Below are 13,728 nucleotides of genomic sequence, written 5' to 3'. Positions count from 1 at the left end.
TGTTTGTCGGCTATAATCCGCCACCTTCTATTTCAGACATTGTAAAGGATTATTATGGCATTACTCATCACGCAAAAATGCACGAACTGCGATATGTGCTTACCGGAGTGTCCCAATGAGGCGATTTCTGTCGGTGATGAAATTTATGTCATTGATCCTGTGCTTTGTACCGAATGTGTCGGACATTATGATACGCCAACCTGCCAAAAAGTTTGCCCGATTACGAACTGTATTAAACCAGATCCTGACAATCAAGAAACGGAAGAACAACTTTGGGAGCGTTTTGTGATGATCCATCATGCCGATAAACTTAAAGGTTAAGCCATGTTTTCTCGAATGACTAAAACAAAATTACTCAAAATCGTGGTGATTTTAATTTATCTGTTTAGCCCTATCGATATTCTACCGGAAGCCGTACTCGGACCTTTGGGTTTAGTGGATGATGCGGCCGCCGTGTGGCTATTAATAAAAATTTTACTTGCTAAATAAAAAAGTGCGGTTAATTTTCTCTGAGAATTTCAACCGCACTTTTCCATATTATGCCGTCTTCATTTGGAAGATCACCAATTCTGCCTGACAACAGAAAGCAAATTTTGCCTTTAATAAATAGCCGTCATCGACTTTACTGATTTCCGCCTGAATTTCACAAGGTTCACTTTCAACCTCACGAGCTTTCTGAGTAAAAAAATCTAAAGCGGTTTGCGCTTGCTCTTGGGTGTCATAGATATAGTTGATCTCTTGTGTACAATCCCGATTATCAAACAATGATTTCATATCAAAGGTGTTACAACCGACACATTCAACCGGTCTTTCTGTTTGAATTGCCATATTTCTCTCCTTTTTAATTAATCGCTATTTTGCCGCCACAAACCCCACGGCTTCATACACTTTTGCGAGAGTTTCCTGCGCTTTCGCCCGTGCTTTTGCGGCACCTTGGCGAAGAACTTCATCAAGCAAGGCTTCGTTGCTACGATATTCATGAAAACGTGCCTGCAACTCTGCAAGTAAATTAGACACTTCATCAGCCACCGCAGTTTTTAAATGGCCGTACATTTTACCTTCAAATTCTTGTTCAAGTTCAGCAATGGATTTATCCGTTACGGCAGAAAGAATATCCAATAGATTCGATACCCCTGCTTTGTTTTTTACGTCATAACGAACAACAGGCGGCTCATCAGAATCAGTCACCGCACGTTTAATTTTTTTCGCCACGGATTTCGGATCTTCTAAAAGCGTCACCACATTATTGCGGTTATCATCAGATTTTGACATTTTCTTTTCAGGATCCTGCAACGACATAATGCGTGCACCGGCTTTACCAATAAAAATCTCAGGAATGGTGAAAATATCGCCATAAAGAGCGTTAAAACGGTTTGCAATATCACGCGTAATTTCTAAATGTTGTTTTTGATCATCGCCCACCGGCACACTTTTAGCCTGATAAAGTAAAATATCCGCTGCCATCAACACCGGATAATCAAACAAGCCCACATTAATATTTTCCGCATAACGTGCCGATTTATCCTTAAATTGCGTCATACGGCTCATCTCACCAAAATAAGTATAGCAATTTAACACCCAGCCCAATTGTGTATGCTCCGGCACATGAGATTGTACGAAAATCGTTGCTTTATTAGGATCGATACCGCATGCCAAATAAAGCGCCACCACATCAAGGGTCGCTTTACGCAGTGCCGCCGGATCTTGGCGAACCGTGATCGCATGTAAATCTACCACACAGAAAATACATTCATAATCATCTTGCATTTTCACCCAATTACGTAGTGCGCCTAAATAATTCCCGATAGTCAATTCACCGGAAGGCTGCACACCGCTAAATACGATTGGTTTTGCCATAACTTATCCTTTCTCATCTTGAAAATAAATTGGCGGTATCATATCAAAAGATCGCTTCTTTTTTAATGAGATAGTTCAAAACAGGCGGTAAAAATGCTATATTGCGTGCAATTTCAGCCTGTTTATCACGCCTATTACGTTTTTATATGACAAATTACCATGACATGGTGCTGGCACTTGCCGGCATTTATCAATCCACAGCATTGGTCAATCAACTTGCGATGAAAGGCAAAGTGGAAAATCAGGAGGCTTTTCACGCTACCATCAACTCCCTTTTTCAAACCCGACCGGAAAACACGCTTGCCGTTTTTGGCGGGCAAATTCATCCTCTAAAACTGGGTTTGGAAACACTTATTGAACAACTGTCCACCCTTGATGATAAAAATATCGTAAATTATTGGAGCAGTTTATTGGGCTTAGAAGGTATTCTGAATAAAAACCCTGAAGCAAAATCCGAACTGGCTCAACGTATTCAACGCTTGCAGGAACAACGGGCATATCACAAATCACTTGATGCACAGATGATTTCCATTATGGCTAATATTTATGTTGATATCATCAGTCCTTTGGGGCGAAGAATTCATATTATTGGTAACGAAAATTATCTACAACAACAATTTGTGCAAGACAAAGTTAGAGCCTGTTTGCTTGCCGGCATTCGTGCTACCGTGCTATGGCGACAAGTAGGTGGCAATAAATGGCGATTATTATTCTTCCGTAGCAAAATAATTAATGCAGCGAAAGAAATTTATTCAACGATTTATTCTTAATTTATCAACATTCCTTAATACACCGGAGTATTTTATGCAACTTTCCGCACTTACTGCGATTTCCCCAATTGATGGTCGTTATCAAGATAAAACGACCGCACTTCGCGATATTTTTAGCGAATTCGGTTTACTTAAATTCCGCGTTACCGTTGAGGTTCGTTGGTTACAAAAATTAGCAGCGACTGCCGAAATTCCTGAAGTATCTATGCTGTCTAAAGAAGCAAACGATTACCTAGATAAAATTGTCAGTGAATTTAGTTTAAAAGATGCCGAACGCATTAAAGAAATCGAACGCACCACCAACCACGATGTAAAAGCGGTGGAATATTTTTTAAAAGAAAAAAGCGAAGCGTTGCCGGAACTGGCAAAGGTTTCAGAATTTATCCATTTTGCCTGCACCTCCGAAGACATTAACAATCTTTCTCACGCCTTAATGCTAAAAACAGCGCGTGATAGCGTGATTTTACCGGAATGGCAAAAACTCATTGATGAAATCACCCGCCTTGCAAACGAATATAAAACAATCCCATTGCTTTCTCGCACGCACGGTCAACCGGCTTCTCCAACAACTGTCGGAAAAGAAATGGCGAATGTGGTCTATCGTTTACGTCGCCAATTCAAACAACTGCAACAAAATGAGATTCTCGGCAAAATCAATGGTGCGGTGGGTAACTATAACGCACACCTCTCCGCTTATCCAAACCTTGATTGGCATAAATTCAGCGAAGAATTTGTTACCTCACTGGGTTTGAACTGGAATCCCTACACTACGCAAATCGAACCTCATGATTACATCGCCGAATATTTTGATGCTATCGTGCGTTTCAATACCATTATTGTTGATTTCGACCGTGATCTTTGGGGCTATATTGCGTTAAATCACTTCAAACAACGCACCATTGCCGGCGAAATCGGTTCTTCCACTATGCCGCATAAAGTGAACCCGATTGACTTTGAAAACTCCGAGGGCAATCTTGGTCTTGCCAATGCTGTGATGACCCACTTAGGACAAAAGCTCCCTATTTCTCGTTGGCAACGGGATTTAACGGATTCCACCGTGTTGCGTAATCTTGGTGTGGGCGTGGGCTATTGCTTAATCGCTTATGCAGCGACCCGAAAAGGTATCAGCAAATTAGAAGTAAATGAACAACATTTACGTGATGAACTCAATCAAAACTGGGAAGTACTGGCAGAGCCGATTCAAACCGTTATGCGCCGTTATGGTATTGAAAAACCGTATGAAAAACTGAAAGAATTAACGCGAGGCAAGCGTGTGGACGAGCAAGCCATGCGCGAATTTGTAGAAAAATTGGAGATTCCGGCTGAAGAAAAAGCCCGTTTACAACAACTCACCCCTGCTACTTATATCGGAGCGGCAGTTGATCTGGTAGAAAAGCTCTAATTTGACACAATAAAGTGCGGTCAAAATTCTATGAGAATTTTGACCGCACTTATGAATAACAGAGTATTAATGAGCCAAAGAAGAAAAGTATTTAGGAGAATCAACCATCACACCATCAACACCTAATTTATTCGCCAGCTCCAAGTCTTCTTTTGTTTTTATACCGAATAAAATAATATGCTGAGGTTTTTGTTTAAAACATTTTATATCTTCCGGTGACCAAGCTAATACCGCTTCACTTACCCCTTCCCCTAATGTAAAGGTTTCAACCACTTTAACTTTTCGATAAAGTTCAAATCCATGCCAATATTCCTCTTTTAATGGTGTCGGACAATGATTACTGTTTAATGCCGTTTCGACTAAATATTGTCGAGTAAGATCCCGTGTAGCAAAAGTCGCTATTTCCGGCGATAAAATCTCTGTGAATGCCTTGTTTGTAGAGTACACTCTCACTCTGTTAAACGCCTTATTTTTGGTCAGTACTTGTAACAAAGAATTTTTCATGCTTATAGGATCGGCATCGGGCGATTTTAGATCCAAATAGAAAAAGGTTTCCGGATAAGACATTAAAATATCATCTAAACTGGGAATACCAATATCTTTATTACGATAGGGATAACCATCATTCGGTTTGAAATAATATGCCGCATCCAATTTTTTTAATTCAGCCGCAGAATATTCTGAAACAAAACCTTTAGCATTAGTATTCGCCGATAAATCCTGAGGACGATATAGAACAGGAATGTGATCTTTTGACAGTTGAATGGAGATCCAAATTGCATCCGCTTTATTTTTCAGCGCCTCATTAATGGCAAATGAAGTATTCTCCGGCGCATCGTCTTTTCCTGCACGATGAGCAATTAATTGTAACTGTTGAGAAACACTTGAAAAAGATGATTCGGTTGCGAGCAATATTTTCGGTATTAATGTAATTACCAATGTGGCAAATAAAATTCGATAAATAAACATAAGAATCTCCCATAAATTAAGTGATATATCACTCAATTTATTCTAAAAAAGATTTGTGACAATCAAATGACTCAAACTTGTATCAAGATTGTTTCGTTTTTGTTGTATTTATAGTGTTTATTCATCAATATCATATTTTTTAAGAGACAAACTTTAAAATTCATTCTAATATATGCCCCAGTATCTTTTAATGTTAATCTTAAATAGAGGAAAGCTAAAATGGCAAAAATCGTTAAAGTGATTGGTCGTGAAATCATCGACTCACGCGGTAACCCAACTGTAGAAGCAGAAGTTCATTTAGAAGGTGGTTTCGTGGGTCTTGCTGCTGCGCCATCAGGTGCTTCAACCGGTTCTCGTGAAGCATTAGAATTACGCGATGGCGATAAATCACGTTTCCTAGGTAAAGGTGTATTAAAAGCGGTGGCGGCAGTAAATGGTCCGATTGCTGAAGCATTAGTGGGTAAAAATGCTTTAAACCAAGCTGAGATCGACCAAATCATGATCGACTTAGACGGTACAGAAAACAAATCTAACTTTGGTGCAAATGCAATCTTAGCGGTTTCATTAGCAAATGCTAAAGCAGCCGCAGCATCTAAAGGCTTACCGCTGTATGCTTACATTGCGGAACTCAACGGTACGCCGGGCGTCTATTCTATGCCATTACCAATGATGAACATCATCAACGGTGGTGAGCACGCAGATAACAATGTTGATATTCAAGAATTTATGATTCAACCGGTTGGTGCGAAAACATTACGTGAAGCACTTCGTATCGGTGCGGAAGTATTCCACAATCTTGCAAAAGTATTAAAAGCAAAAGGCATGAGCACGGCTGTTGGTGACGAAGGTGGTTTTGCACCAAATCTTGCGTCTAACGCAGATGCCTTGGCTTGTATCAAAGAAGCCGTAGAAAAAGCCGGTTATGAATTAGGTAAAGATGTGACCTTAGCGATGGACTGTGCCTCTTCTGAGTTCTATAACAAAGAAACCGGCAAATATGAAATGAAAGGCGAAGGTCGCTCATTCACTTCTGAAGAGTTCACTCATTATCTTGAAGAGCTTTGCAAACAATATCCGATTGTTTCTATTGAAGACGGTCAAGATGAATCTGACTGGAACGGTTTCGCATACCAAACTAAAGTATTAGGTGACAAAGTGCAATTAGTCGGTGATGACTTATTCGTAACAAACACCAAAATCTTAAAAGAAGGTATCGAAAAAGGTATCGCAAACTCAATCTTAATCAAATTCAACCAAATCGGTTCTTTAACAGAAACGCTTGCCGCAATCAAAATGGCGAAAGATGCGGGCTACACTGCGGTCATCTCTCACCGTTCAGGTGAAACTGAAGATGCGACTATCGCAGATTTAGCGGTAGGTACGGCAGCAGGTCAAATCAAAACCGGTTCTATGAGCCGTTCTGACCGTATTGCAAAATACAACCAATTAATCCGTATTGAAGAAGCATTAGAACGTGCGGGTACGCCGGCTGCATTCCCAGGTTTAAAAGCAGTTAAAGGTCAAGCATAATCTTCGGTTGGTTTAAACTGAATCGCACCGCACTTTTGGAAGAAAGTGCGGTGTTTTTCTATTGAATTTTTAAGGAAAGAAAATGTTACATTTAACCCTTGAAGACGAACTCTTTCTCGGTCAGCCAAAACAAGTAGGGACTCATTCAACCGTGCATGATCATCTTGCAGTGATGTTTGAAGATGATGGTGAAACCGGTTATTTTTACGCACTTGATATGCGTCAAAACGGTCAACCGATTGTGGATGTATTGCACGTTTACAATGTGGATTCCACCTCAAATCACCACGAAGCCCGTAAATTGGAAATTTGTTGGGATAAAAACGGCTATTTAGCCCTGCTCTTAATTAACGGTTATCCACACGCAGTATTTGATTTTGCTCGCTTAGTCGGTTATAACAGCAATAAATATCCACAACCGAATTTAATGAGTATGTGGACACGAGAACAACTCAGCAACGATAAAGCCGAGCAATGGCTTGGCGTAAAAACCATCAAATAAATGAAATTTTATCGCAATCTTCAGCCTTTCAAAGTCATTAGCTTTGATTTGGACGACACTCTCTATGATAACCATGATGTGATTCGCACCGCTGTTTCACGCTTTGTGCAATTCACGCAAGACCTAACTCAATGCCCAACGTTTGAAACAGAGTGGTTGGATTGGAAAGAACGTGTTGCACAAGAAAATCCTCTTTTAAGCGAAGATGTAACAGAGTGGAGAAAAGAAGCATTACACCAATTTTTAAATGCACAGGGAAAAAGTGCGGTTGAAATTGACCGCACTTTAGCACGCTCAATGAATGAATTTTTACATTGGCGACATCAAATTGATGTTCCCCAAGACACGCTAAGGGTATTAAATCATTTAAAAACAGGCTATAAACTCTGTGCCATCACCAATGGCAATGTGGATCCTTTACGTATTGGATTATCACAATTTGACCTTATTTTACGTGGTGGCGAACATGGCAGGGCGAAACCTCATGAAGATCTGTTCCAACAAACCGCACACTATTTTAATGTTTCGCCACAAGAAATTTTGCATGTGGGCGATAACTTAACGACAGATGTACAAGGGGCGATTCAAGCAGGTTGCCAAGCGGTGTGGATTAATTTATCGGATAAACATCTCATTGATTTTCCACAAGCAACTCTTTTACCTACTTTAGAAATCAACAACTTAACTAAACTCTTATTACTATGAATATGAAAAAGAAAAACCAAATTCTCGTTACTCTTTCCATTGTCGCATTACTTGGTGGCTGTTCGGAAGAAGAAGTACAACGGGATGTGTACCATTCCCTTGAAGATTGCCTCGCCGATTGGAAAAAAATTGAGTTATGCGAAGCAGACAAAAATGCACAAGCAGCACCGACTAATGTGAATACTCAGGCACAACAAAACAGCGCTTCTCTCTCCGGTTTAGGTTTACGCAATAACAGTGAAAATGCCAATGCCGTCAATGGTGAATGGCAAAACGCCAACCAAAACAATCCTGCAGCATCTGAATCCAACAATGTAAACGGGGAAACCACTGCTAATGCTGAAAGTAGCGATCCTTCCTTAGGCGCAGCGGTTGCCGGTGGTGTGATGGGATATATAGCAGCCCGTGCCATTAGTAACTTTTTAGGTCCGAGCTATCATCCAAGTAATCGTGCCGTCTCCACCCCAAGCGGGCAAGTCATCCAGCCTCAAACCAACCGTTCCGTAGGCAAACCAATGCTCGTAAAAGGCAATGCAGGAAGTATGAACAGCAAACCGGTTTCACGAGGCGGTTTTAGCAGCCCAAGCAATTCAAACCGTAGTAGCGGAGGTTAAAATGAAACGCATAACCGGTTTTCCAACCCGTCCCGATATGGTGCAACAACTGCTTGATGTCGGATTTGATTATTACAATTTGCCTTCCAGTGACGGTTCTCATTATTGGTCGGATAATGTCGCTTATGAATTTACCTTAGCGGAGATTGATCGGATTGAAGATACAACAAATGAATTGCACACAATGTGTTTAGATTTTGTCGCCGATGAAATCAGACAAGGTGATTATGCCCATTATCGTTTTACCGATTTGCAAAAACAATTAATTGAAAACTCGTGGCGCAAGCAAGCACCCTATTTATACGGACGTTTTGATTTTGGCTATGATGGTGAAAATTTAAAAATGTTTGAATACAACGCCGATACGCCCACCTCTTTACTGGAGGCTGCCGTTGTACAATGGCAATGGTTAGAACAAATTGAAGGTTTGCAACATCGTGATCAATTTAATTGGATTCACGAAGAATTACTTAAACATTTCACCTTTCTCAAACAGCAAAGCGGAAAAAACGATTTCTATTTCAGTGCAATGCAAGAAGCCGGTCGGGAAGATTGGGGAAATGTAGATTATCTCGCAGACGTTGCTTACAATGCAGGCTGGAATATCCACCAACTTGCGGTGGAAGACATTGGCTATAACAAGGAAGGTAAAGAATTTGTCGATTTAAACGATGCGCCTATTGAGATGCTTTTCAAACTTTACCCTTTGGAATGGTTAAGCGGTGCAGAATTTGCCCAATATGTCCCTACTGCGAACACACACTTTATTGAGCCTGCTTGGAAAATGTTATTAAGTAACAAAGCATTACTCGCAAAATTATGGCAACGTTATCCGAACCACCCGAATTTACTGCCGGCTTATTTTAACAAATTCGATATTACCGATCGCAACACAATCTGGGTAAAAAAACCGATGCTTGGTCGAGAAGGGGCTAACCTATTCTATTATGAAAAAAGTAATGGCGTAGAATTTGCCGCTAAAGGGAGTGAACATTCGGCCTTCTATGATACATCAGGCTATATTTACCAACAAAAATTTGAACTGCCTAATTTTTACGGGATGTATCCGGTCATTGGTTCTTGGGTCATCGGTGATGTGGCTTGTGGTATGGGGTTACGTGAGGATTTCACAGCTGTGACAGGAAACGATAGTCATTTTGTGCCGCACTATTTTGTACCATAGCTTAAGCTAATACAAACAAAATAATGGAATGTGCTGGTTTCTCATATGTCTGAACATTATTAAAAAATATATTAAAGGGCATGTAATTGTGTCAATCTACATGCCCTATCTTTCCTACTTAGCCTCAAACACCAAAATTGCACCTGAATTTTGCATCTGCATATTTTGTTTGCCGTCTAATCCAAGTGAGGCTCCTGCAGTATCGGTCATCACGTAAATTTTACTGCCGTCTTGATTGACTTCTACATTGCGGTAGCGACTTGGACTGGTGAAATGTTTATAGAGTTCACCTTGTACATCATCGCTGTTACCATTCAATGGCATACGGTAAATTCCACCACTTTTTAGCCCTGACACTAAAATAGAATTGCGCCATTCTTTCACTTTGCCATCTTTCGGGTAATAAGTAATACTCGAGAGTGCCGCAGTCGGCCAACATAAATAACTGGAATCAGGACAATTCGGATCGAACATATTATGTCCGTTACGCACCGTGAAGAAAGTTTTTAACGGATTGCGATAATTTTCTTCCTGTTTAAAGTCGGTTTCTTTTTGTGCCACCATTTTATTCGGCGCAGCACCGCCAGAGGTTTCAAATTTCGTATCGCCGATAGTTTCCGGTAGGGTATTACATTTTTCTGCCGTAGCATAGCTGGTATAAACGTAATTTTGGTTATCGGGATAACCTGCCACATACGGCCAACCATAGTTAGCCCCCGCTTCTAATAAATTCACCTCATCATCCGAACCCGGTCCTTGTTCTTCTTGGAATAATTTATCACCCACGAATACAATACCTTGTGGATTGCGGTGTCCATAGGTATAAACATGGCTTCTCACGCCGTTAATAACCGGATTATCTTCGGGAATCGAGCCATCAACATTGAAACGCAAGGTTTTGCCTTCATAAGCGGCAAAGTCTTTGTTATCCACTTCTTGTTGAGTCGGTAAGCGTTGCGCACGATCCGCATAACAAGTACGGGAATATTGGTTTGCACCTTGGTTGCCGATGGTGTAGTACAATTTTCCATCCGGTCCTAAACGTAAGCGACCGCCTTGGTGATCGGTAAAAGAAGCCAAGTGATCCAGCACAATATCTGTTTTTTCTACTTTACGGGCGATTTTATCTAAGGTGAGCTTGACGATTTTAGTATACTCTTGCCCGTCTTTTCCTTTATAGGCATAAGCTGCATAAAGTACGTTTTCACCGTTGCCGGATAGAAAATTCGGATCAAGCGTCAAGCCCAACAAACCTTGCTGCTGACCACCATTCACCACATCATCAAAATGATGAATCACCTGATGTTTTCCCGTTTCCGCATCCACCAACAAAATATTTCCGCCCACTTCCGTGACCCAAAGCTGCCCGTTGCGGTCGATCGCCATATCCCAAGGGCTTTGCAAACCTTCCACCAATACTTTACCGCTGAATGGTTCTGATTGTTGGGTATTAAATATGTCGCCGGCTTTAGCAAAAACAAAAGTCGATGTGATTAGCCCTAATGCAAGGGAAAGTGCGGTCTTTTTCATAAAGATTTCCTTTTTATAAGTGAACGTAAAACGGGCGGATGGTAGCATACTTTTATGTAGGAAAGTAAGTGAGGGTAAGCCCACCTTTTTAATTTGTAAGTGACAGGATTAATAAGGTTTTTCCTAGTAAATACGGATTTTACTGTATGTATCGTCCGCCAAGTAAACCCGCACTTTCCTCGTCACATAGGTAGCCCCAATAACGATTACTTTCATCGTTTTCTTTTATTCATCGAAATGTATAAAATGAGTAAAACATAATACACGAGTTTCTATCCTAACTATTTCAATCGGAACACTTATGAACGAACAACTCTTGCAAACGCTTTCAACCTTAATTACCGAACAGCGTAATCCACGTTCTATGAATATCGATCAGCTTTCTGCCTTAGAAATTGTCACCTTAATGAACCAAGAGGATCGCCAAGTTCCCCTTGCCATTGAACGGATATTACCTCAAATCGCACAAGCAGTGGAAACGATTGTCACTGCATTTCAGCAGGGTGGAAGATTGATATATATAGGTGCCGGCACAAGCGGACGTTTAGGTGTTCTCGATGCCTCTGAATGTCCGCCGACTTTTGGTGTCAGCAATGAGATGGTAAAAGGAATTATTGCAGGTGGTGAAGTTGCTATTCGCTATCCTGTAGAAGGCGCTGAAGATAATCAAACCGCAGCAATTGACGATTTATGCGCAATCAAATTTTCAGCTCAAGATGTTTTGGTCGGCATTGCCGCCAGTGGGCGTACGCCTTATGTTTTAAGCGCCTTAAATTATGCTAAACAGTTAGGTGCGATAACGATCTCTATTGCCAGCAATCCACATTCGGCAATGGCTCAAATCGCCGATATTGCCATTGATACCGTCGTCGGCGCAGAAATACTGACCGGCTCTAGCCGTTTAAAATCAGGTACTGCTCAAAAATTAGTACTCAATATGCTAACTACCGCATCGATGATTTTACTGAGTAAATGCTATGAAAATTTAATGGTGGACGTGCAAGCCAGTAATGAAAAGCTTAAAGCTCGCGCTATTAGAATAGTAATGCAAGCAACCGATTGTGATAAAACCATCGCAGAAAAAAACCTTATTCTTGCCGAACAAAACGCAAAATTGGCGATCATGATGATTTTAAGCGGCTTAGATAAAAATGAAGCCCAGGCATTATTAGACAAAGAAAAAGGGCATTTGCGGAAAGCTTTGGCAAAATAAAACGGAAAGTGCGGTTAAATTTGACCGCATTTTTACTGATAGGATAAAATCTGTCTTGTTATTTATCATATTGATTTTTAAATAACGTTATCAATTCTATATAGGAACAAAATCGGAACATACTATGAAAAAACTTCTTACATTTATTGCTATTGCAATCACTGCTACCTCTACTTTTGCTTCATCAGAAGAACTTGTCAATCTTCGTGATGAAATGACCATTATGGCGCAACGTTTAAATTTTGCTAACCGTGCAAATTCTTCTGAAGAATTTCAAGACAGCATGGCAAAATTTATTGACGCAGCAGAAAAATCCAAAGCGACCGTTCCGCCTAAATGGAACGGAGATACATCACAATTTTCAGGCTATCAACAAGGGTTACAAAAAGTCATTGACGTTGCAACGGAAGCCTCGGTTCTGGCGAAACAGAATAAATTAAATGAGGCTAAAGAAAAGCTCAGCGAGCTACCTGAGCTAAGAACAATGTATCACAAATTGTATAAATAATTTTACGCTATTTTATGTAATATTTTTGTCTAAAAATCCTCCCTTATCTCTCTTGAAATCAACCCTATAATGGTGTTAAATCTACCCCTCTTATAGGGTTATTCATTTAGTTATATTTTAGAAGGGTTTTATGTGTCAATTACTTGGCATGAACTGTAACACTCCAACAGATATCGTGTTTTCTTTTGAAGGTTTCCGTCGCCGGGCAGGCTTAACAGGACGTCATTCCGACGGTTTCGGTATCGCTTTTTTTGAAGGACGGGGAGTACGGATTTTCCGAGATAATCGCCCTGCCTCCGATTCTCCTATCGCCGATTGTGTAAAACAATATCAAATAAAATCACTTAATGTGATTGCACACATTCGTAAAGCTACACAAGGTGAAGTAAATATTGAAAATACCCATCCTTTTATTCGCGAAATTTGGGGTGAAAATTGGGTGTTTGCACATAATGGTAATTTGAAAGATTTACCGGATATGTCCGAGAGTTTCTGCCAACCAATAGGTTCAACAGATTCTGAAGCTGCATTTTGTTACATGGCTGAATATTTAAAAAATCGTTTTCGTAAAAAACCGTCAGAAATGCAAATTTTTGAAGCGATTCAAGATATCACCCAAAAATTGGCGACACATGGTACATTTAATTTTATCCTTTCTAATGGTGAATGGATGATCGCCCACTGTGCAACCAATTTGCATTATCTCACTCGGAAAGCGCCTTTTGGTAAAGCTCACCGTATTGATGATGAGGGGGTAATTGATTTTAACGATTATGCCAAAGATGGAGATAAAGTTACCATCATCACTACCTTTCCTCTAACCAAAGATGAATCTTGGACCAAAATGGAAAACGGCGGTTTCGTCTTTTTCAAAGAAGGGGATAAAGTGGCAGAAATCATCGGCGTAGCAAAAGAAGCAACTGACGATGGAACTCTATAACATAC

General features: G+C 40.4%; 16 protein-coding genes. 12 read left to right on the top strand and 4 right to left on the bottom strand.

Annotated features, from left to right (window positions below; genetic code table 11):
* Positions 1-54: 54 nt before the first annotated feature.
* Both A3GE_RS0105615 and A3GE_RS11815 read left to right on the top strand, forming a co-directional pair.
* The gene (locus tag A3GE_RS0105615; RefSeq protein WP_018356288.1) at positions 55-321 is read left to right on the top strand and encodes a YfhL family 4Fe-4S dicluster ferredoxin; all 267 of its coding nucleotides are present in this window, start codon (positions 55-57) and stop codon (positions 319-321) included.
* Positions 322-336: 15 nt separating this feature from the next.
* Positions 337-489 (top strand): DUF1232 domain-containing protein, encoded by a 153-nt coding sequence (locus A3GE_RS11815; protein WP_069029814.1) that lies wholly within the window; start codon positions 337-339, stop codon positions 487-489.
* Positions 490-537: 48 nt separating this feature from the next.
* Here A3GE_RS11815 and A3GE_RS0105605 read toward each other — a convergent pair whose 3' ends face one another.
* Both A3GE_RS0105605 and trpS read right to left on the bottom strand, forming a co-directional pair.
* Complete coding sequence (locus A3GE_RS0105605; RefSeq protein ID WP_018356286.1) at positions 538-828, bottom strand: YfcZ/YiiS family protein; 291 nt, start codon at positions 826-828, stop codon at positions 538-540.
* Between the two features lie 24 nt (positions 829-852).
* Positions 853-1,857 (bottom strand): tryptophan--tRNA ligase, encoded by a 1,005-nt coding sequence (trpS, locus tag A3GE_RS0105600; RefSeq protein WP_018356285.1) that lies wholly within the window; start codon positions 1,855-1,857, stop codon positions 853-855.
* A gap of 146 nt (positions 1,858-2,003) precedes the next feature.
* Between trpS and hflD the strand changes: the two genes are divergently transcribed.
* Together hflD and purB are read left to right on the top strand one after the other, a co-directional pair.
* Positions 2,004-2,627 (top strand): high frequency lysogenization protein HflD, encoded by a 624-nt coding sequence (hflD, locus tag A3GE_RS0105595; RefSeq protein WP_026215407.1) that lies wholly within the window; start codon positions 2,004-2,006, stop codon positions 2,625-2,627.
* Positions 2,628-2,661: 34 nt separating this feature from the next.
* Entirely contained in the window at positions 2,662-4,029 is a 1,368-nt protein-coding gene (purB, locus tag A3GE_RS0105590; RefSeq protein WP_018356283.1) for an adenylosuccinate lyase, read from the top strand.
* 66 nt (positions 4,030-4,095) lie between these two features.
* Here purB and A3GE_RS0105585 read toward each other — a convergent pair whose 3' ends face one another.
* Positions 4,096-4,998, bottom strand: a complete 903-nt coding sequence (locus A3GE_RS0105585) for a glycerophosphodiester phosphodiesterase family protein (RefSeq protein ID WP_018356282.1) — start codon at positions 4,996-4,998, stop codon at positions 4,096-4,098.
* 219 nt (positions 4,999-5,217) lie between these two features.
* Between A3GE_RS0105585 and eno the strand changes: the two genes are divergently transcribed.
* The 5 genes from eno (at position 5,218) to A3GE_RS0105560 (ending at position 9,532) form a co-directional block, all read left to right on the top strand.
* On the top strand, positions 5,218-6,528 hold the full coding sequence (eno, locus tag A3GE_RS0105580; protein ID WP_018356281.1) for a phosphopyruvate hydratase: 1,311 nt from the start codon (positions 5,218-5,220) through the stop codon (positions 6,526-6,528).
* Between the two features lie 82 nt (positions 6,529-6,610).
* Positions 6,611-7,030 (top strand): DUF2251 domain-containing protein, encoded by a 420-nt coding sequence (locus tag A3GE_RS0105575; RefSeq protein ID WP_018356280.1) that lies wholly within the window; start codon positions 6,611-6,613, stop codon positions 7,028-7,030.
* Positions 7,031-7,735: an HAD-IA family hydrolase gene (locus A3GE_RS0105570; RefSeq protein ID WP_018356279.1), complete on the top strand. Its 705-nt coding sequence runs from the start codon at positions 7,031-7,033 to the stop codon at positions 7,733-7,735. It abuts the gene before it with no gap.
* Between the two features lie 2 nt (positions 7,736-7,737).
* Complete coding sequence (locus A3GE_RS0105565) at positions 7,738-8,349, top strand: hypothetical protein (RefSeq protein WP_026215405.1); 612 nt, start codon at positions 7,738-7,740, stop codon at positions 8,347-8,349.
* A 1-nt stretch (position 8,350) separates the two neighbouring features.
* Positions 8,351-9,532 (top strand): glutathionylspermidine synthase family protein, encoded by a 1,182-nt coding sequence (locus A3GE_RS0105560; protein WP_018356277.1) that lies wholly within the window; start codon positions 8,351-8,353, stop codon positions 9,530-9,532.
* 114 nt (positions 9,533-9,646) lie between these two features.
* Here the strand turns inward: A3GE_RS0105560 and A3GE_RS0105555 are convergent, their stop codons facing one another.
* Positions 9,647-11,062 (bottom strand): glucose/sorbosone family PQQ-dependent dehydrogenase, encoded by a 1,416-nt coding sequence (locus A3GE_RS0105555; protein WP_018356276.1) that lies wholly within the window; start codon positions 11,060-11,062, stop codon positions 9,647-9,649.
* A gap of 301 nt (positions 11,063-11,363) precedes the next feature.
* On the opposite strand from A3GE_RS0105555, the gene murQ reads away from it, so the two are divergent.
* The 3 genes from murQ (at position 11,364) to A3GE_RS0105540 (ending at position 13,723) form a co-directional block, all read left to right on the top strand.
* Positions 11,364-12,275, top strand: a complete 912-nt coding sequence (gene murQ, locus A3GE_RS0105550; RefSeq protein ID WP_018356275.1) for an N-acetylmuramic acid 6-phosphate etherase — start codon at positions 11,364-11,366, stop codon at positions 12,273-12,275.
* Positions 12,276-12,399: 124 nt separating this feature from the next.
* Positions 12,400-12,783, top strand: a complete 384-nt coding sequence (locus A3GE_RS0105545) for a cytochrome b562 (protein WP_018356274.1) — start codon at positions 12,400-12,402, stop codon at positions 12,781-12,783.
* Positions 12,784-12,913: 130 nt separating this feature from the next.
* A complete protein-coding gene (locus A3GE_RS0105540) occupies positions 12,914-13,723 on the top strand; it encodes a class II glutamine amidotransferase (RefSeq protein ID WP_018356273.1) in 810 nt (269 codons plus the stop codon).
* Positions 13,724-13,728: the final 5 nt, after the last annotated feature.

The sequence above is a fragment of the Rodentibacter pneumotropicus DSM 21403 genome (genome assembly GCF_000379905.1).
In the GTDB taxonomy this organism is placed as follows: domain Bacteria; phylum Pseudomonadota; class Gammaproteobacteria; order Enterobacterales; family Pasteurellaceae; genus Rodentibacter; species Rodentibacter pneumotropicus.
This window is presented reverse-complemented; position numbering and strand designations above follow the sequence as displayed.